This is a genomic window from Haloarchaeobius marinus (assembly GCF_051207415.1).
Lineage (GTDB): Archaea > Halobacteriota > Halobacteria > Halobacteriales > Natrialbaceae > Haloarchaeobius.
Window position 1 is genome coordinate 89,321 of the sequence record NZ_JBPKGD010000005.1, and the last position, 17,366, is coordinate 106,686.

At 66.4% G+C, this 17,366-nt stretch carries 19 protein-coding genes; 11 read left to right on the forward strand and 8 right to left on the reverse strand.

Translation table 11 applies throughout. From position 1 onward, the window contains the following. The first annotated feature begins 78 nt into the window (after positions 1-78). Both trxA and ACSC1W_RS16995 read left to right on the forward strand, forming a co-directional pair. Positions 79-438, forward strand: coding sequence for a thioredoxin (trxA, locus tag ACSC1W_RS16990; protein ID WP_435348822.1), 360 nt, complete (start codon positions 79-81; stop codon positions 436-438). After that, positions 439-1,461 carry an NAD(P)/FAD-dependent oxidoreductase gene (locus ACSC1W_RS16995; protein ID WP_435348824.1) on the forward strand — a complete coding sequence of 341 codons (1,023 nt, stop codon included), beginning with the start codon at positions 439-441 and terminating at the stop codon, positions 1,459-1,461. Positions 1,462-1,703: 242 nt separating this feature from the next. Here ACSC1W_RS16995 and ACSC1W_RS17000 read toward each other — a convergent pair whose 3' ends face one another. After that, on the reverse strand, positions 1,704-2,639 hold the full coding sequence (locus tag ACSC1W_RS17000) for a DUF7983 family protein (RefSeq protein ID WP_435348825.1): 936 nt from the start codon (positions 2,637-2,639) through the stop codon (positions 1,704-1,706). A 146-nt stretch (positions 2,640-2,785) separates the two neighbouring features. Between ACSC1W_RS17000 and ACSC1W_RS17005 the strand changes: the two genes are divergently transcribed. Together ACSC1W_RS17005 and ACSC1W_RS17010 are read left to right on the forward strand one after the other, a co-directional pair. Continuing rightward, the gene (locus ACSC1W_RS17005) at positions 2,786-3,334 is read left to right on the forward strand and encodes a hypothetical protein (RefSeq protein WP_435348826.1); all 549 of its coding nucleotides are present in this window, start codon (positions 2,786-2,788) and stop codon (positions 3,332-3,334) included. 116 nt (positions 3,335-3,450) lie between these two features. Further along, entirely contained in the window at positions 3,451-4,065 is a 615-nt protein-coding gene (locus tag ACSC1W_RS17010) for a YIP1 family protein (protein ID WP_435348828.1), read from the forward strand. Between the two features lie 203 nt (positions 4,066-4,268). Here ACSC1W_RS17010 and ACSC1W_RS17015 read toward each other — a convergent pair whose 3' ends face one another. After that, entirely contained in the window at positions 4,269-5,444 is a 1,176-nt protein-coding gene (locus ACSC1W_RS17015; RefSeq protein ID WP_435348830.1) for an MBL fold metallo-hydrolase, read from the reverse strand. A 232-nt stretch (positions 5,445-5,676) separates the two neighbouring features. Between ACSC1W_RS17015 and ACSC1W_RS17020 the strand changes: the two genes are divergently transcribed. From ACSC1W_RS17020 to ACSC1W_RS17030, 3 genes are all read left to right on the forward strand, one after another. Further along, positions 5,677-6,765: a rhodanese-like domain-containing protein gene (locus tag ACSC1W_RS17020; RefSeq protein ID WP_435348832.1), complete on the forward strand. Its 1,089-nt coding sequence runs from the start codon at positions 5,677-5,679 to the stop codon at positions 6,763-6,765. Between the two features lie 208 nt (positions 6,766-6,973). After that, positions 6,974-8,158, forward strand: coding sequence for an NAD(P)/FAD-dependent oxidoreductase (locus tag ACSC1W_RS17025; protein WP_435348834.1), 1,185 nt, complete (start codon positions 6,974-6,976; stop codon positions 8,156-8,158). Positions 8,159-8,160: 2 nt separating this feature from the next. Beyond that, entirely contained in the window at positions 8,161-8,991 is an 831-nt protein-coding gene (locus ACSC1W_RS17030) for a DUF1641 domain-containing protein (protein ID WP_435348836.1), read from the forward strand. Between the two features lie 101 nt (positions 8,992-9,092). On the opposite strand, the gene ACSC1W_RS17035 is transcribed toward ACSC1W_RS17030, so the two are convergent. Next, a complete protein-coding gene (locus tag ACSC1W_RS17035) occupies positions 9,093-9,290 on the reverse strand; it encodes a hypothetical protein (RefSeq protein WP_435348838.1) in 198 nt (65 codons plus the stop codon). A gap of 126 nt (positions 9,291-9,416) precedes the next feature. Beyond that, positions 9,417-9,788: a thioredoxin family protein gene (locus tag ACSC1W_RS17040; RefSeq protein ID WP_435348839.1), complete on the reverse strand. Its 372-nt coding sequence runs from the start codon at positions 9,786-9,788 to the stop codon at positions 9,417-9,419. Between the two features lie 334 nt (positions 9,789-10,122). Here ACSC1W_RS17040 and ACSC1W_RS17045 point away from each other — a divergent pair, with 334 nt between their 5' ends. Then, positions 10,123-10,335, forward strand: a complete 213-nt coding sequence (locus ACSC1W_RS17045; protein ID WP_435348841.1) for a DUF8073 family membrane protein — start codon at positions 10,123-10,125, stop codon at positions 10,333-10,335. 14 nt (positions 10,336-10,349) lie between these two features. Here the strand turns inward: ACSC1W_RS17045 and ACSC1W_RS17050 are convergent, their stop codons facing one another. Genes ACSC1W_RS17050 through ACSC1W_RS17060 form a run of 3 tightly spaced genes read right to left on the reverse strand, consistent with a single transcriptional unit; the run spans position 10,350 to position 13,097 of the window. Continuing rightward, positions 10,350-10,676 (reverse strand): hypothetical protein, encoded by a 327-nt coding sequence (locus tag ACSC1W_RS17050; RefSeq protein ID WP_435348843.1) that lies wholly within the window; start codon positions 10,674-10,676, stop codon positions 10,350-10,352. Continuing rightward, positions 10,676-11,674 (reverse strand): cytochrome d ubiquinol oxidase subunit II, encoded by a 999-nt coding sequence (locus tag ACSC1W_RS17055; protein WP_435348845.1) that lies wholly within the window; start codon positions 11,672-11,674, stop codon positions 10,676-10,678. Before ACSC1W_RS17055 ends, ACSC1W_RS17050 begins: the two co-directional genes overlap by 1 nt. Beyond that, a complete protein-coding gene (locus ACSC1W_RS17060) occupies positions 11,667-13,097 on the reverse strand; it encodes a cytochrome ubiquinol oxidase subunit I (protein ID WP_435348847.1) in 1,431 nt (476 codons plus the stop codon). Before ACSC1W_RS17060 ends, ACSC1W_RS17055 begins: the two co-directional genes overlap by 8 nt. Positions 13,098-13,297: 200 nt before the next feature. Here ACSC1W_RS17060 and ACSC1W_RS17065 point away from each other — a divergent pair, with 200 nt between their 5' ends. Both ACSC1W_RS17065 and ACSC1W_RS17070 read left to right on the forward strand, forming a co-directional pair. Continuing rightward, a complete protein-coding gene (locus ACSC1W_RS17065) occupies positions 13,298-14,731 on the forward strand; it encodes an APC family permease (RefSeq protein ID WP_435348849.1) in 1,434 nt (477 codons plus the stop codon). Positions 14,732-14,733: 2 nt separating this feature from the next. Continuing rightward, positions 14,734-15,510 (forward strand): universal stress protein, encoded by a 777-nt coding sequence (locus ACSC1W_RS17070; RefSeq protein WP_435348851.1) that lies wholly within the window; start codon positions 14,734-14,736, stop codon positions 15,508-15,510. A 6-nt stretch (positions 15,511-15,516) separates the two neighbouring features. On the opposite strand, the gene ACSC1W_RS17075 is transcribed toward ACSC1W_RS17070, so the two are convergent. Then, positions 15,517-16,275 carry an SDR family oxidoreductase gene (locus tag ACSC1W_RS17075; protein WP_435348852.1) on the reverse strand — a complete coding sequence of 253 codons (759 nt, stop codon included), beginning with the start codon at positions 16,273-16,275 and terminating at the stop codon, positions 15,517-15,519. A 116-nt stretch (positions 16,276-16,391) separates the two neighbouring features. Between ACSC1W_RS17075 and ACSC1W_RS17080 the strand changes: the two genes are divergently transcribed. Further along, on the forward strand, positions 16,392-17,366 hold the full coding sequence (locus ACSC1W_RS17080; RefSeq protein ID WP_435348853.1) for an aldo/keto reductase: 975 nt from the start codon (positions 16,392-16,394) through the stop codon (positions 17,364-17,366).

A 17,366-nucleotide genomic window follows, 5' to 3' on the forward strand; every position in this document is an offset into this window, starting at 1 on the left:
GACGGACGGGACCGGACACGACAGTCTTGCACAGTGCATCCAAAACTCTTAATTACTGCCGGTCCCTACGTCCTGCCGATGACAACTGATACTGCACCTGATTCCAGCGGACCGAGCACAGACCAGCCAGTGGCCGTCGGCAGCGAGTCCGAACTCGACGACCTCGTCGAATCGAACGACGTCGTCCTCGCGGACTTCTACGCCGACTGGTGTGGTCCGTGCCAGATGCTGGCCCCCATCGTCGAGCGCATCGCCGCCGAGACCGACGCCACGGTCGCGAAGATCGACGTCGACGCCAACCAGGCACTCGCCGCGACCTACGGCGTCCGCGGCGTCCCGATGCTGGCCCTGTTCGCCGACGGTGAGCAGGTCCAGGAGATCGTCGGTCTCCAGCCCGAGGAACGACTCCGCTCGCTCGTCGAGAGTCACCTCGAATAGATGAGCAGGGAGATTCGAGACGTCGTCGTCGCGGGTTCGGGCGTCGCCGGCCTCTCGGCGGCGGTGTACGCCGCACGTGCGGACCTCGAACCCCTGGTCCTCGAGGGCGACGAACCGGGCGGCCAGTTGACGCTGACGACCGACGTGGAGAACTTCCTCGGGTTCCCCGACGGCGTCGGCGGCATGGAACTGGTACAGCGCGGGAAAGACCAGGCCCAGCAGTTCGGTGCCGAGTTCCAGCACGCGAGCATCGAACGGGCCGACCTCGACGGCCAGCCCATCGAACTCTCGCTCTCGACCGGCGACACCCTCCGGACCCGTGCCCTCGTCGTCGCGACGGGTGCCAGCGCCCGGTGGGTCGGTGCCGAGAACGAGGACGAACTGATGGGGTACGGTCTCTCCACGTGTGCGACCTGTGACGGTGCCTTCCACCGCGGCGACGACGTGCTCGTCGTCGGTGGCGGCGACAGCGCCATGGAGGAAGCGCTCTTCCTCTCGAAGTTCGCTGACTCCGTGACCATCGTCCACCGGCGCGACGAACTCCGTGCGTCAGGGATCATGGCCGAACGCGCCCGTGACAACGATGACATCGAGTTCCGGTGGAACACGGAACTCGAGGTCATCCACGGGTCGCAGGCGGAGGGCGTCACCGGCGCGACGCTCGTCTCGCACCCGGACGGCCATCCCATCGAGAGGGCCGAGTCCGGCGTCGACGTCGAACGCGAGACGGTCGACGTCGGCGGCGTGTTCTACGGCATCGGCCACACCCCCAACACGGAGTTCCTCGCGGACACCGGCGTCGAACGCGACGACGAAGGCTACGTCCTGACCCGCACGGACGACGAGGGCCGCGCGACGACCGAGACGGCCGTCGAGGGCGTCTTCGCCGCCGGCGACGTCGCCGACTCCCGGTACCGGCAGGCCATCACCGCGGCCGGGACGGGTAGCATGGCCGCACTCGACGCGGAGAGCTACCTCGAAGCCCTCGCGGCGAATCGGCCAGAACTCGAAGCCTCCGCGTAACCGTCTTCTCGATTCCGACGCTCCCTTCTTCCCCGACTCGTTCGCCATCCGACGACGAGTCCGCAGTCCCGAAGACTGCCCGTTCCAGCACCTTCCGGGGGCAGGTCTGCCGACCCGGTTCGTTCGGGTGGAACAGCAGCACGCTCCCGGAACGACGTCTTCGTGGGTGCGTCTCCCGGTTCGACCCGGCGAGAGTGACCGAAGGAGCGACCGGTGGCCGTTCCGGGCCGCCGTCGACGGCCTCACGCTGTGAGCATCGTGTCGATGCGGTCTTCGAGGTCCTCGATGTCCTCGCGGAGTTCCTCGGCCTCGGGCGATTCGAGGGCGGCGAGTCGGTCCTTCAGGCCCTGCAACCGGGTCTGCTTCGCGCCCTCCTCGACAGCCGTCTTCTGGGCGTAGACCTGTTCCGTCACGTCGTAGACGTCCCGTTCCGCCAGGTCGGTCACCGCGAGGACCACGTCGAGTTTCGACGGGTCGACGCCGACGACCCACTCGTGGGGAATCCCGGCCTCGTCGAGCGCCTCGAAGACCGTCTCCTCGTCCCTGAGTCGCCGACGTTCCCGCGTCGTCCGGTGGACGGTCCCGAACTGGCCGTTGAGGGACCCCTCCGGTCCGATGTGCCCGATGACCTCGTCGCCGACCTGCTTCCGGACGCGGTTCGCCCCGTGCTGGACGTCCGAGAGGAGCACGTACAGGTCGACGAGCACGTCGGGCGAGAGCGCGTCCAGTTCGTCGACGTCGGTCCGTTCGAGCATGTCCGCGAGCAGGAGCGAGTCGTCGTGGACCCGTTCGGGCCGGGTCCGTGCCGTCCAGCCGGGTCGGAGGAACGGACTCTCGGTCCCCTCGCCAGCCTCGGAGTACCGGAGCTGGTTCGCCGATTCGTCGACGACGTACTGCGGCGAGAGCGTCAGGACGGACACGTACGGTTCGACGCCCTCCGGCAGGTCCACGACGGACAGTCCGTCGGGGGTCGTCTCGAGTTGCTCGTGCAGGACCTCGAACTGGTTCCGCCAGAGCGTCCGTTCGTCTCCGCTCTCGACGAACTCGACGACGACCCGGTCGTCCCCGACCGCGTCGACGGTGAACGCGCGCTCGGTCGACGGCGTGACGAGCACGTCCTCCGGGGCGACCGATTCGCAACCGTCGCGAAGCCGTCGCCAGGTCGTGGTGAACGCCATGGATGGAACTTCTCCGTCGAACGGGATAACGTCCACCCCGGTACTGGCGACCGTCCCCGGTGCCGACAGGTTCCGCCCCCACGAACGACCGAGACGGGCAACCAGTCGTAGAAAAGGCTATCTCCACCGCGGGTTTCGACTTAGACATGGCTGACACGTCAGCTCACGATACGAAGGACCTGCTCGTTCGGTTCGGGCGGCGGGCCGACCGCCCGTCCACGGCCGCCGCCGTCGTCGCGACGACTGCGGTCGTGTTCAGCGGGCTCTGGTTCCTGCTGGTCTGGATTCCGGCGGCCTACGTCGTCGACATCGTCGACATCGTCGACGTGATGGGCCTGTACCTCCTGACGGTCGCCAACGCGTACGTCGTCCCGTACGCTGTCTGGCGGTGGCTCTTCCCGGTGGAATCCTGGAGCTATCGTCGTGGACTGGCGGCCGGGGTCGCCATCGGCATCGTGTCACACCTTGCCATCGGATACGTCTGGCTCGTGTGGTCCTGGCTCGTCGAGTTCGCGTTCGGCCCGGAGGCTATTTTGCCCTTTTCGGGGTTTGAGTCACTCGTCATCGGTGGTCTGCTCGTGAGCTACTTCAGCGTCCAGGCGACGTTCGGACTTCCCATCGCGTTGAGCGTCGGTGCGGCGGTGTGGCTGACGTACTGTCGGCGGCGTTCCACGGGCGGTCGCGCACGGAGTTGACAGGCCAGCGCGACGAGTCGTGCTAGCCAGCACCTGTCGCCTGTCTCGACAATAGCGACGGTCCCCGACCGGCCCGACGTGGAAGACTTATTGTGCACCGATTTGACGCACCCTGTATGGTCCCGTACACGCCGCTCGTCCGCCCGAAGGAGTACTTCGAAGGCCGTAGAGACGTCCTGATGCCCGCGATGGGCGTGTTCGCGGTGTACGTGGTCGGTGGGGTTCTCCTCATGAACGCGCTCGTGAACACCCTCGTCGCGCAGATCGAGCGTCCGCCCGCAGGCCTCGACGCTGCCCTGAACCAGGTGATGGGGACGGTCGTCTTCATGTCGGTCATCATCGCCATCGTCGCGCTGCTGGTCGTCGCCGCCATCATGCACTATCTGAGCGGGTCCGGCCAGTTCGGCGCGTTCAGCGACGCGGTCGCCGTCGCTGGGTGGGCGTACGCCCCGAACGCCATCTTCATCCCCCTGCAGTACGGCTACGCACGCAACCAGATTCGGCAACTGTCGTTCGACGGGTCGGACCCTGCCGTTCTCGCGCGCCAGTTCGAAGCCGTCCAGAGTCAGTTCACCGCCGTCTCGATGGTGTTGCACCTGCTCATCGTCGCGTGGAGCGTCTACATCCTCGCCAAAGGCATCGCCGGCACCCACGACTGCACTGTCGACGAGACGATAGGACCAGCACTGCTGGTCGGGGTCGGCGCGCTCGTCATGCAGTTCCTGTTCTGAGCTCCGAGCGATTTCCGGCGGTGTCCACCTCTCGGCCGCCCACGCGAACCGAACCGCTTTCCACCGGGTTCGACGTATCGACCCGGCGACGTGTCTACGTGAACGTCTTCAGTCGGGCGAGGCACGGCGTCGGTCCTACACTCCGAGAACGGCGGGGCCGGTGCCGGGAACAGGTTCGAAGGAGGAAAGACGGTCGTCGGGATTCAGTCGTCGGCGACGGTGCTCTCGGCGGTGGCCGCACAGCGGTTCGGGCCAAGTTCGAGTTCGGTCTCCTCGTCCTCGTCCTCGGGTTCGTACTCGCCGGCGTTCGTCGCGATGACGCGCTCGTAGTTCGGCGGCTTGGACGGCAGGTTCTCGAACATGTGCTCGACGAACTCGTCCTCGGACTGGCGGACGAGTTCGTTGTTCTCCCAGATGTAGCCGACGGTGGAGAACATCGGCTGACCGGGCGTCACGTCGACGTACTGGCCGTCGTCCGTGACCGAGAAGTGCCCCGGCAGGATCTTCACGTCGTTCGGCTCGGTCATGATGACTTTCTGGAGGGTCTCGTACTGGACGCGAGCACCGTCTCGGGCGTCCTTGTCGGCGAACTGGAGTTCGGTCCGGCCGATGGACTCGACGAACAGCGTATCGCCGGTGAGCAGTGCCTCGTCGTCGACGAGGTAGGACGTCATGCCCGTCGTGTGGCCGGGCGTGTGGACGGCCTTTATCTCGACGTCACCGAGTTCGACCACGTCGTTCGGTTCGATGGGGTCGTACTCGAACTGCGGGTCCCGCGTCTCGACCGGTGCGCCGAGGTGATACGGCACGTCGAGTCTGTCCGCCAGGCGGCGGCCGCCCGAGATGTGGTCGGCGTGTACGTGGGTGTCGAGGATGCGAGTGACCTTCAGCCCGCGTTCGGTCGCCACGTCGACGAACTCGTCGGTCGCACGGGTGACGTCGACGAGCGCGGCCTCGCCGGCGCGCTTCGAGCCGACCACGTAGCCCAGACAGCCCTTCGAGCGCCGTTGCAACTGCACGATTACGAGGTCGTCGTTCTCCGTGGCGATGGGGACGACGTCGTAGACCATGCTCCAGGCCTCCATCCCGCCCTCGACGGTCTTGACGTCGTGGGCGTGGCCCTCGCGCTCGAGGTACTCGGCGAAACTGCTCGCGGAGCTCCCCGTCGCACAGATGGTGACGACGGTGGTTCCCGCATCCAGTTCGTCGGCGTCGAAGTCGCCGACGAGTTCGTCGTCGTCGCCGCTGTACTCGACGTTCTCCGCGCCGTCGATGTGCCAGTCCCCGAAGGAGTCCGGGTCCCTGCTGTCGTAGAGGACGAAGTCCTCGTCGGCGTCGATCATGTCTCTCAGCTCGGCTGCGGTGATTGACTCGACCATCGTCGCTGTATTGTACTGTTTGCACATTTAAAGCGATTCGAGCAGGGAGAATTATGTCGCCTAGATCCGCCGGTTCGGCGTCGAACCCTGAAGTACCGGAAAAGATTTCGGAAACTTCGGTCCCGGCCCGGGAGGGTTCCACCGGCGGTTCGAGCGTCGAAACCGGTAGAATCGGCCATCCACGACCAACAACGTCATGATGCGTCGGTCCGTAGCCAGTATTGTAATAACCATGCAAGATTCAGAGGTCGAGGAAGCCCTCGTGGATCTCCCACCGAGTTCGAAGTTCATCTACAACGTCCTCTCGCGGGAAGGGTCGATGACGTTGAAGCAACTCACGGAGGAGACACTGCTGTGCTCCCGGACGGCACGGTACGGGCTCACGAAGCTGGAGGACGCGGACCTGGTCGAGGCCGCGCCAGCACTCCACGACGGTCGACAGACCTGTTACAGCATCGAACAGCGGTCCATCGGGAAGGGTCAGACGGGCTACCCGGCGTCGGTGCTCGTCAGGCCGAAAGACCTCCACCGGGAGCTGTCGGACTTCGAGACGGACGACCCCGAACTGCGACTCGTCGAGGTCTCCAGCGAGTACGACGAGGGTCACATCCCGGGTGCCGTCGAACTCGACCCCAAGACGGACTTCACCGACGCTGGCACGCGCACGATTCCCGACGCGGACCGCCTCGAAACCCTCCTCGGGGAGCGGGGCATCACCCCCGACACCACGGTCGTCCTCTACAGCGACGGGTACAACGAGTTCGCGGCGTTCGTCTACTGGGCGCTGAAGTACTACCGGCACCCGGACGTTCGCCTGCTCAACGGTGGCAAGTACTACTGGACCGAGAACGGGTTCCCGACGACCGAGTCGACGCCGGACGTGACGCCCGTCGAGTACCAGTCACAGCCACCGAACGACCACGTCCGGGCGTACCGCCGGGACGTACAGGACGCCCTCTCCGAGGACGTGTCCATCGTCGACGTGCGGTCCCCCGAGGAGTACTGCGGCGACGCTGACGTCCCGGCGCGCGCCTCCGGTCACATCCCGCGGACGGTGAACATCGAGTGGACGAGCGTCGTCCGGGAGTGTGGCCGGTTCGAACACCGGCGGGCACTCGAACGGCCGTTCGTCGAGGCCGACATCGAGGAGACCGACGACGTCATCGTCTACTGCAACATCGGGGAGCGCTCTGCCCTGGTCTGGTTCGCGCTCTCGGAACTGCTCGGGTACTCCGACGTGACGAACTACGACGGTTCCTGGACCGAGTGGGGCAACCTCGTCGGCGTGCCCGTCGAGACCTGCGAATCGGACCTGGAGTGAGCCCGGACCGTCGAACGGGAGCACCGGTCTCTCGTGACGACCGGGCCGCTCCCGTCACCGATAGGTACCGGCAGGATTCGTTCCGGGGGACCGCGATGGCGCCAGGTTCCCACAATAATTTCTGCAACGACTCGCAGCCGCCGAACTTACCGACATTGTCTCTGGTACCTCTGCGTTCAGGTAGCGGTGCTGCCAAATTCAGCTGTCTATGGACCACATCGTGGTGCTCGGTGCCGGCGTCGGCGGGGCGATGTCAGCCAACATGCTCCGGCGACGTCTCGACCGTAACGACGCAGAGATAACCATCGTGGACAAGAGCACGGAACACGCGTACCAGCCGTCGTTCTACCTGCTCCCGTTCGGGTACATGGAGGCGGACGACCAGTTCCGTGACGTCCGGGGACTCATGCAGTCCGGCGTCGAGTTCGTAACGGGTGAAGTGACCGGGGTAGACCCGGACGAGAAGACCGTACACCTCGCCGACGAGGAGGACGACCTGTCCTACGACTACCTCGTCGTCTCGCTGGGTCACCGACTCGCAGCCGAGGCCACTCCGGGCATGGCGGAGGGCTGGGAGGAGACCGACTCGGTCTTCCCGTACTACTACTTCGAGGCGGCGATGGGGCTCCGGGACGCCCTCGAGGACTTCGACGGCGGGACCTTCGTCGTCTCCGTCCCCGACACGCCCATCAAGTGCGGGGGCGCACCGCTGAAGATGACGATGCTCGCCGAAGACTACTTCCAGCGGCGAGGCATCCGCGACGACGTCGACGTCGTGATGACCAAGCCCAGCGACGCCGTCTTCGGCGTGTCGCCCTACCGCGAGAAACTCGAAGAGATATGGGCCGACCGCGACATCGAGTTCGTGGACGAGTTCTCCGTCAGCGAGGTCGACCACGAGTCGCAGGTCATCCACGCCGAGGACGGCCGGACTCAGGAGTACGACCTCTACGCGCCCGTCCCGCCACAGTACGGCCAGCCCGCACTCACGGAGCACTCGCCGCTGACCGAGGGCGACGAGGAACACGACGGCGAGTACGTCACCGTCGACGAGAACACGCTCCAGCACACCGAGTACGAGGACGTCTTCGCGCTCGGTGACGCGGGTGACACGCCGAACGCCAAGACGGCCGCCGCCGCCCGGAAGCAGGCACACGTCGTCGTCGACAACCTCCTCGACCACATGTCCGGCGGGCGGATGACCGCCGAGTACGAGGGGTACGCCGCCTGTCCGCTGCTCACGCGGAAGGGCAAGGCGATGATGGCCGAGTTCGACTACGAGAACAGCATCTCGGCCCCCGTCGAGAGCCGGATGAACTGGATCATGGACATCAACATCCTGCCCAGCGTCTACTGGAACACCTGGCTGCGCGGCTACGACCCACTCCCCTGACCATGGCCAGCGACGAACTCACCGCCGACGCGACCGTCGACGACGCGGACGAACTGGCCCGGGCCATCGACGACAACGCCGAGGAACTCGCCGAACTCCTTCGGTTGCTCGCGGTCACGGAGGAACTGGCCGAGGACCTCGCGCCCGAACTCCGCGAGACCGTCCGCGAGAACCGAGAGCCCATCCGGGACCTTCGAGTGGCGTTCGAGCGCGAGGAGACCCTCGTCCTCCTTCAGAAGGTCGGCGAGGAGTCCGACACGCTCGTCGAACTGCTCGACGTCCTCGCCGTCTCGAAGGACCTCACCGACGACCTCGTCCCGGAACTCACGGCCACCATCCGTGAGAACCGCGAGGTGCTCGAACGCCTCCGTCTCTCGCTGGAACGGGAGGAGTTGCTCGTCCTCGTCGAGCGACTCGGCGAGAACGCGGACACGCTGGCGGAACTGCTCGACCTGCTCGACGCGACCCACGACCTCGCGCGTGACCTCACGCCCGAACTCCGACACGTCGCACAGGACAACCGGGACCTCATCCGCGAGTTCCGGATGGCCGCGTCGGGATTCGCGGACGCCCACGCCGAGAACGACGTCGACATGTACGAACTCGGTCGGAACGCCGGCAACATGGTCCTGCTCGTCGAGAAACTGGGCGACCCGACCGTCACCGAAGCGCTGGACGCCACCGTCGACGGCCTGGCCACCGACGACCCGAAGCCGGTCGGCTTCTTCGGACTGGTCGCGGCGCTGTTCGACGCGGACGTCCGGCGCGCGCTCGGTCGACTCCTCGCCGCACTCCGTGGTCTCGGGAGCGTCGAGTTCGACGAGTCCGACTGACGCGACCGAGACCTCCTGCCGACGGTTCGTCCACGAACGAGCCGGTTCGGTCGTCGAACGGTACGTCTCACTGGCGGGTCGGGACCGGACAGCGCCGTCGGTCAGCGCTTCGTCGTCTCGGGCGAGAGTCCGATACCCGTCAGTAACAGTCCGGCGAGGACGAGCAGGCCCATTCCTAGCGCCGTGACCACGTCGCCGAGGCTGAACAGCCACGCAGCGGCGGCGATGCTCACGACGACGAACGTCACGCCAGCGACCAGCAGCGACCGGTTGACGGGTCCACGTATCGGGGACATCATCGGTTCACGTCGTTCGATACGGGATGGTCACTCAAAAACGCACCACTGCGGGAGATTACTGGCCGTTCCGGGCCTGGGGACCGGGTTTGCGGAAAAAATTTCGCCCCGCCGGGGACGAGTCCGGCTTTACGGGTTCGCGTGCGTCTCGAGGAGTTCGACGAGTGGCTCTGCGCCCTGGAAGCCGTCGTCGAGTCGGGCGACCTCCTCGCCCTCCTGCAGGACGACGAGCGTCGGGACGCTCCGGACGTCGAACTCTGTCGAGAGGTCGGGGACGAGACCGGCGTTCACCGTCGCCACGACGCCCGGTGCGGTGCGAGCGACCGTGCCGAGTACCGGCACCATCGAGCCGCAGATTCCACAGCCCGACGTGAAGAACTCGAGGAGGACGAGGTCGTGCTCCGCACGTAGTTCCTCGTAGTCGTCCATCGAGTCGAGTCGGATGGGCTTCGCTGGTGCCTCCGTCCCTGTCGTCGGTTCCTCCTGGGCTGTCTCTGTCATTGCATACGTTTCGTTCCGACGGTGCTTAACGCTTTTGCAAAGATTGAACAAGACTCGCTCCTCTCGAGAACGACGTCGAACCGACCTCGAATTGCCGTCGTAGCGACCATGGAGAACGTTCTTGCGATGCCTTTCCGGGTCCACGATAGTCGGCCGACTGGGAGGAAACTTCGCCCGGCGTTCGGCTCTCACCAGCAAAAGTATTGTGGAATACGAACAACGATGCTCCGGCGGGCACGGCCCCTGTCCCGACCGGTACCGTCGTTACGGTGGAGGCCGTAGTGTCGACCATGACGGGTCCACCCGACACGGCGTCGACGGGTGGTGGTTCGGCGTGAGCGACGAGCGACGCTTCGAGACGGAGACCCTGATGTTGCTCCTCGCGTTGCTCGTCGTCGGCCTCCTCGTCGGCGTCGGCGTGCTGCGCGTGTACCTGAGCGGGGACACGGGTGCACTGGTCCGGAACTTCGGCATCGGCCTGGTGCTGCTCGTGTTCAGCCTCGCGCTCTACTGGCAGTGGAGCGGCGAATCGTCGCTCCGGGAGTGACCGGAGCGCCCCGGTCACGCACTCGTCGCCCGGAGCCAGTTCTTGACGAGTTCGTTGACGTTGTAGAAGACGACGCTCAGGGACGCGAGCGACGTCGCGAGGAAGACGACGAAGCCGACCGGACCCTCGGTGGTCGTCGCCAGCAACCCGCCGACGATGCCGACCAGGAGCAGTTCGAGCCAGGTGACCAGCACCCGCGACGCGAGTCGTGGCGGGGACTGGACGTCGAGCGTCGGCGTCGCCGCCCCGGGCGAGGGCGCTCCGTCGCCCTCCTCCGGTTCCTCGCGCTCCGGTGCCTCGTCCCCCTCGTCGCGAGCAGGCCCGCTGTCGTCCGTACTCATCAGTACGACTCACCCGGTTCGATGGGGCCGCTGAACGCGGAGTAGAGGACGATGAAGTAGACGAACACCAGCGGGAGGAGGATGGCTGCGCCGATGGTCATGAGGTTGAGCGGGAGCGTCGAGACGATGGCCGACTCGACGGTCAGGTCGCCCGCACGGTCGATGTTCGGGTACATCAGGCCGGCGACGACGCCCACGAGCGCGAAGACGAGCCCTGCAGCGGCGGCGAACGCCAGGTAGTACCGGTCCCGGTTCGTCGCCACCGCGTAGACGCCGGCGAGGACGACCGTTCCCACAACGAGTGCCAGCACGAGGGGCGAGAACAGCGCCGACCGAAGCGACGGTTCCGCGACGTAGACGTAGACGAGCGTCACCACGACGAGCAGGACGTAGGCCGCGAGGGCCCGGTAGCCCGCCGGCTTGAGTTCGTCCCGGACGTCCCCCCGGAGCTTCAGTCGCAGGTAGGCGACGCCGTCGACGACGGTCAACGCGACGAGCGCCAGGCCCACGACGATGCCGGGGAGCGTGACGATGGTCGTCGCACCGAGCAACCAGTTCGCCGCGAACATCCCGAGGAAGAAGGGGGTGGCGATGCTGCCGACGACGAACGCCCGGCCCCACCACCGCTGCCACTGCTCGTCGTGACGCTGCTCGTACATCTCCGGCGCTAGCCCACGCACGATGAGCGCGGCGAGGATGGCGAACATCAGCAGGTAGTGCCGGCTGAACAGGTTGGCGTAGACGGCCGGGAACGCCGCGAACAGGGCCCCACCGAAGACGACGAGCCACACCTCGTTCCCGTCCCAGAACGGCCCGATGGCGGCGAGGAACTGCTCGCGCTCGTGTTCGTCCTCGCGGGTCGCAAAGAGCGCGCCCACGCCGAAGTCGAACCCGTCGAGGAACAGGAACATCGCGAGGATGAAGAACACCAGTCCGAACCAGATGTCCGGGAGCGGGAGTCCGAACAGGGGTTCGCTCGCCAGCTGGAGTTCAGTCATCCACGCCCACCTCGGACGCCGGGGTTCCAGTGCTCTCGGGAACCTCGGTGTCGAGGTCCGACAGGGAGGGTGGGCCCTCCCGGACGAGTCTGACGACGACGTAGAGGTACAGCGCGAGGAGCGCCACGTAGACGAGGACGAAGCCGACGAGCGTCGTCGTCGCCTCTGCGCTCGTGAGTCCGGTCGAGACGGCGTCGCTCGTCTTCAGGACGCCCTGGATGACCCACGGCTGGCGACCCACCTCCGTCACGATCCAGCCCAGTTCGACGGCGACGACGCCGAGCGGCGTCGACACCATCAACGCCTTGTGGAGCAGGTCGTCTTCGAGCAACTCCCCGCGCCACCAGCGGTAGCCGCCCCAGATGGCCAGGACGATGAACCAGAAGCCGAGGGCGACCATGAGACGGAACGACCAGAACACGAGTGCGACGGGTGGCTGTGGCCCCTCGAACTCCTCGAGCCCTCGAATCGTCGCCTGTGGGTCACCGCCGCTGGCGAGCCACGAGGCGCCGCCGGGGATGCCGATGCCGAAGATGTCTTTCGCCCGCGGGTCCAGCAGGTCCTGGACGCTCGTGGGGACGGCGATGATGTACTCGGGGACGTAGGTGTCCGTCTCCCAGACCGCCTCCATGGCGGCGAACTTCTGGGGCTGGGTCTCGAAGACGTGCCGTGCGTACAGGTCGCCGTGGAACACCTGCAACGGTGCCGTGACGAGCAGGGCGACGAGACCGAACTTGAGCGTCGTCTCCCAGAAGTCGACGTTCTGAATCTGGTAGCCCCAGACGTGGTGCCTGAAGACGTAGTACGCACCGAGGCCGGCCATGACCAGGGCGACCGACTCGATGGCAGCGTTCTGCATGTGGACGTACATCCAGATGAAGCGGGGGTTGAAGTACGCCGCGAGGGGGTCGACGAGTCGGACGACGGTCTGGCCGTTCTCGGTGACGAGTTCGTACCCACGAGGCGTCTGCATCCAGGAGTTGGCGATGAGAATCCACACCGCCGACAGCCACGTGCCGACGCCGACCGCCAGAGCCGAGACCATGTACAGCGCGTCGCCGACCCGCTTCCGACCGAAGACGAAGATACCGAGGAACGTCGCCTCCAGCATGAACGCCATCATCCCCTCGATGGCCAGCGGTCCACCGAAAAGCTCACCCGCCGTCGTCGAGAACGCCGCGAAGTTCGTCCCGAACTCGAACTCCAGGACGATTCCCGTCACCGTCCCCACCACGAACGACACCGCGAAGATCTTCGTCCAGAACCGGCGCAACTGCTCGTATATCGGCCTGCCGGTCCGGATGTCCTTCCAGGTGAAGTAGATGAGGAAGGGTGCGAGGCCCATGCTCATCACCGGGAAGACGATGTGGACGATGGTCGTGATGGCGAACTGCAACCGACTGGCGAGGACCGGGTCTACCATGACGGGGACCTGCTGGGAGATTCAGACGGCGCTCTGTTCGGAGGTCGCACGGGGCTCATTCTCACGACCACCTAGGTACGTGAGCAAAGTATAGCTTTGTATCCAGCCATCGAACCGAACAGTCTCGCACGCTGGGGGGACGTGACGCAGTCGGGACGCGAAGGTTTAGGGGAGGGGCGGTCGTCATGTCTGCGTACTGAATGAGCAAGCGAAACGACGGGTCGACTCCCGCCGGGGGCGCGTCGCCTGACGGAGAACCACAGTCCGAGGTGGTCGAGACGACGGACGAGGCGACGTTCTACGAGGAGAACCTGGAACTGGAGCGGACCATCGACCTGACCGGCGGCGTCGCCATCGGCGTCGGGACGATGATCGGTGCCGGCATCTTCGTCTTCCCCGGTCTCGCGGCCGGCCGTGCCGGTCCTGCCGCCGCCGTCTCGTTCGCACTCGGCGCCGTCGTGGCGCTGCTCGTCGCACTGCCGACGTCCGAACTGGCGACTGCGATGCCCCAGAGCGGCGGCGGCTACTACTTCATCTCCCGGGGGATGGGCAACCCGTACGGGGCAGTCGTCGGACTGAGCCTGTGGCTCGGACTCGTCTTCGCTTCGGCGTTCTACCTCGTCGGCTTCGGGCAGTACGCCGCCGAGATACTGGCGGAGGTCGGACTCTCTCTCGGGGGCGGGTTCCTCGCACCCGCCCTGGCGATACTGGTCGGGATGGCGCTGACCGGTGCCAGCATCGTCGGGACGGAGAACGCCGCGAAGCTACAGAACGTCATCGTCGGCCTCCTGCTCGGCATCCTGACGCTGTTTCTCGTCTACGGCGGCCTCGACGCGCTCGGGTTCTTCGGTCGGCAGACGGTGCCCGAACGGTTCGTCCCCTACGGATACCTGCCGATACTGACGACGACGGCGTTCGTGTTCACCGCCTACCTCGGGTTCGCCCAGGTCGCGACGGTCGCCGGCGACATCAAGCGGCCGAGTCGGAACCTGCCCCTCGCCATGGTCGGGTCGGTCCTGCTGGTCGCCGTCTTCAACGTCGCGACGGTGCTCGTCGCGACCAGCGCCTTCGGGAGTTCGAACCTGGCCAGGTTCGGCGAGACCGCGCTGGTCGAAGTCGCACGGAGTTTCGTCGGGAACGCCGGTGCGGTCGTCATCCTCCTCGCGGGGTTGCTCGCGACCGTCTCCAGCGCGAACGCCTCCATCCTGAGTTCCTCGCGGGCGCTGTACGCGCTCAGTCGGGACGCACTCGTGCCGTCCCGGGCGGGGACGCTGAACCGACGGTACAACACGCCACACGTCGCGCTGTTGCTCGCCGGCGGTCCCATCGTGTTCCTCGTCGCGGTCGGCCAGGTCGGACTCCTGGCGGAGGTCGCCTCGTTCCTCCACCTCCTGATGTACGGGTTGATGTGCGTCACGCTCGTCGTGCTCCGCCGACGCGACCCGGACTGGTACGACCCGGACTACCGGATTCCGGCCTTCCCCCTGTTGCCGGTACTCGGTGCGGTCGCCAGTTTCAGTCTGCTCGTGTTCATGCAACCGCTGTCGCAGGCCGTCGGCGTCGCAGTGATGCTCGCCGCCTTCCTGTGGCAACGGTTCTACGCGCCCGACGTCGAACTAAAGGGGGACCTGTAACGATGACCGACCCACACCCACGCTCCGACGACATGACCGTCCTCGTCCCGATACGGATTCTCGAGGGCGAGCAGGTACCGGCGGCGCTCATCGACGTGCTCGCCTCCCTGCCGGTGGTCCTGCTCGGCTACCATGTCATCCCAGAACAGACCGCGCCCGAACAGGCACGAACCCAGTTCGGCGAGCAGGCCCGCGCCGAACTCGACGACGTGGCGACGGTGTTCCGCGACGCTGGCGGGACCGTCGAGACCCGCCTCGTGTTCACCCGCGACCCGACACAGACCTTCGAACGCGTCGCGGTCGACGAGCAGGCGGACGCCATCCTCCTGCTCAACCCCGCCCCCGCGGTCGACCGTATCCTCGTCGCACTCAGCGAGGGCATCAACACGGAACGCATCACCGCGCTCGCGGCCACGCTCGTGGCCGACTCGGACGTCACGGTGACGCTCTTCCACGCGGCGGCGTCGGAGGAGGAGCACGAACGTGGGTCGGACCTCCTCGACGAGGCGACCGACCTGCTCGTCGAGAAGGGCGTGCCTGCCGCCACCATCGACAGGGAGGTGGTAGTCAGCGAGACGCCTATCGAGGCCATCATCGACGTCGGGTCGGTGGACACGGACCTCGTCCTCCTCGGCGAGAGTCGGCCGTCGGTCCGCGAACTCGTCTTCGGCGAACCGTCGGAACGCATCGCAGAGAGCACGCTCGCGCCCATCCTCGTCGTCCGGCGCCTGCCCGCCCTGGAACCGGAGGACGACGTCGAGTCCGGCGAGGAACCCTGAGACCCGCTATCGTGCCATGAAGCCGCCGTCGACCGGATAGGCGTTCCCGGTGACGAACGAGGCCTCGTCGGAACTGAGCCAGACCACGGCGTTCGCTACCTCCTCGGGCGTTCCCATCCGACCGAGCGGTTGCATCTCGACGAAGTGGTCGATGTCCTCCGGTGACTCCTCGGCGGCCCGCTGGACCATCGGGGTGTCGATGACCCCGGGACAGACCGCGTTGACGCGAACCCCCTGCTGTGCGTACTCCGTCGCGGCCACGCGCGACAGGCCGACGACGCCGTGTTTGCTGGCGACGTAGGGCGTCCCTCCGGCGGCGGCGAGGCCGGCTATCGACGAGGTGTTGACGATGGCACCGCCACCGTCGTCGACCATCGCCTCCAGTTCGTACTTCATGCACAGCCAGACCCCCTTCAGGTTGATGTCGATGACCCGGTCCCAGTTCTCTTCCGTCTGCTCGGCGACGGGGTCGTCCTCGCCCTCGATGCCCGCGTTGTTGTGGGCGACGTCGAGTCCGCCGTACGTGTCGACCGTCTCCTGCACCATCGCTTCGACGTCCGACGGGTCGCTGACGTCCGTCCGGACGAACGTCGCCGTCCCGCCCGCCGACTCGATTCGCTCGACGGTCTCGCGTGCGCCCTCGGCCACGACGTCGGCGACGACGACGTTCGCCCCCTCGGCCGCGAACCGCTCCGCCGTCTTCCGTCCGATACCGGAGGCCGCTCCCGTTACGATGGCAGTCTTGCCGTCCAGGTCGTATGCCATGTCTAGGAGGACGGTGGAGACGTCCTTGTAACCGACTCCCTATTCTCACGCGCCGGGCGTGTCGACCCCGGTCGGGTCGGACGCACGCTTATTACTGACGATTGGGTAGTTGTAGCATGGCGCTCGATACCGTCCCACTCGGAGAGACAGGTCTGAAAGTGAGCGAGATCGCCTTCGGCACGTGGCGGTTCGGTCGTGAGGACGACGAGGGCGAGGTCGAGATCAAGCGTGGACGGGCGTACGACCTGCTCGACGCGTACGCCGACTACGGCGGGCGGTTCATCGACACAGCGGACTCGTACGGCGACGGCTTCGCCGAGGACATCATCGGCGACTGGTTGCAGAACCGGGACCGGGAGGACTACGTCATCGCGTCGAAGATATACTGGCCGACCCGCGAGGGCGACCCGAACGGGCGCGGCCTGAACCGGAAACACCTCCGGCGACAGATGGCTCGCATCCTCGACCGACTCGAGACCGACTACCTGGACTTGCTCTACGTCCACCGGTGGGACGACGACACGCCCGCCGAGGAGTTCATGCGCACGCTCGACGGCTTCGTCGACGACGGGCGCGTCAACTACCTCGGCACCTCGACCGAGGACCCGAACGCCTGGAAGGTGGTGAAGGCGAACGAGATCGCACGACGCGAGGGGTACGAACCGTTCACCGTCGCCCAGCCGCGGTACAACCTCGTCGACCGCGAGATAGAGGGCAACTACGCCGAGATGTGCGAGGCGTACGGCATCGGCGTCGTCCCCTGGAGTCCCCTGGCCGGCGGCTTCCTCACCGGGAAGTACCAGCGCGACGCCGAACCGCCCGCCGACTCGCGGGCGGCGCGGGAACGGCGGTTCGCCGACCGCTACCTGACGGACGCGAACTTCGACGTCCTCGACGAACTCGAGGACGTCGCCGCCGAGGTGGGCGAAGAACCCGCGCGGGTGGCGCTGGCGTGGTTGTTGCACCGCGACGACGTCACCGCCCCCATCGTCGGCGCCCGGACCGTCGACCAGTTGACGGCAGACCTGCAGGCGAGCGACGTCTCGCTCACCGACGAACAGGTCGTTCGACTGACCGAGAGCAAGGGGTGA

Bases quoted from the DNA above. Each gene is read 5' to 3' on its own strand.
- ACSC1W_RS17050 (WP_435348843.1), bottom strand. From the start codon at position 10,676: ATGAGTACGGACGACAGCGGGCCTGCTCGCGACGAGGGGGACGAGGCA.
- ACSC1W_RS17075 (WP_435348852.1), bottom strand. From the start codon at position 16,275: ATGGCATACGACCTGGACGGCAAGACTGCCATCGTAACGGGAGCGGCC.
- ACSC1W_RS17035 (WP_435348838.1), bottom strand. From the start codon at position 9,290: ATGATGTCCCCGATACGTGGACCCGTCAACCGGTCGCTGCTGGTCGCT.
- trxA (WP_435348822.1), top strand. From the start codon at position 79: ATGACAACTGATACTGCACCTGATTCCAGCGGACCGAGCACAGACCAG.
- ACSC1W_RS17000 (WP_435348825.1), bottom strand. From the start codon at position 2,639: ATGGCGTTCACCACGACCTGGCGACGGCTTCGCGACGGTTGCGAATCG.
- ACSC1W_RS17005 (WP_435348826.1), top strand. From the start codon at position 2,786: ATGGCTGACACGTCAGCTCACGATACGAAGGACCTGCTCGTTCGGTTC.
- ACSC1W_RS16995 (WP_435348824.1), top strand. From the start codon at position 439: ATGAGCAGGGAGATTCGAGACGTCGTCGTCGCGGGTTCGGGCGTCGCC.
- ACSC1W_RS17060 (WP_435348847.1), bottom strand. From the start codon at position 13,097: ATGGTAGACCCGGTCCTCGCCAGTCGGTTGCAGTTCGCCATCACGACC.
- ACSC1W_RS17025 (WP_435348834.1), top strand. From the start codon at position 6,974: ATGGACCACATCGTGGTGCTCGGTGCCGGCGTCGGCGGGGCGATGTCA.
- ACSC1W_RS17010 (WP_435348828.1), top strand. From the start codon at position 3,451: ATGGTCCCGTACACGCCGCTCGTCCGCCCGAAGGAGTACTTCGAAGGC.
- ACSC1W_RS17055 (WP_435348845.1), bottom strand. From the start codon at position 11,674: ATGACTGAACTCCAGCTGGCGAGCGAACCCCTGTTCGGACTCCCGCTC.
- ACSC1W_RS17015 (WP_435348830.1), bottom strand. From the start codon at position 5,444: ATGGTCGAGTCAATCACCGCAGCCGAGCTGAGAGACATGATCGACGCC.
- ACSC1W_RS17065 (WP_435348849.1), top strand. From the start codon at position 13,298: ATGAGCAAGCGAAACGACGGGTCGACTCCCGCCGGGGGCGCGTCGCCT.
- ACSC1W_RS17080 (WP_435348853.1), top strand. From the start codon at position 16,392: ATGGCGCTCGATACCGTCCCACTCGGAGAGACAGGTCTGAAAGTGAGC.
- ACSC1W_RS17030 (WP_435348836.1), top strand. From the start codon at position 8,161: ATGGCCAGCGACGAACTCACCGCCGACGCGACCGTCGACGACGCGGAC.
- ACSC1W_RS17040 (WP_435348839.1), bottom strand. From the start codon at position 9,788: ATGACAGAGACAGCCCAGGAGGAACCGACGACAGGGACGGAGGCACCA.
- ACSC1W_RS17020 (WP_435348832.1), top strand. From the start codon at position 5,677: ATGCAAGATTCAGAGGTCGAGGAAGCCCTCGTGGATCTCCCACCGAGT.
- ACSC1W_RS17070 (WP_435348851.1), top strand. From the start codon at position 14,734: ATGACCGACCCACACCCACGCTCCGACGACATGACCGTCCTCGTCCCG.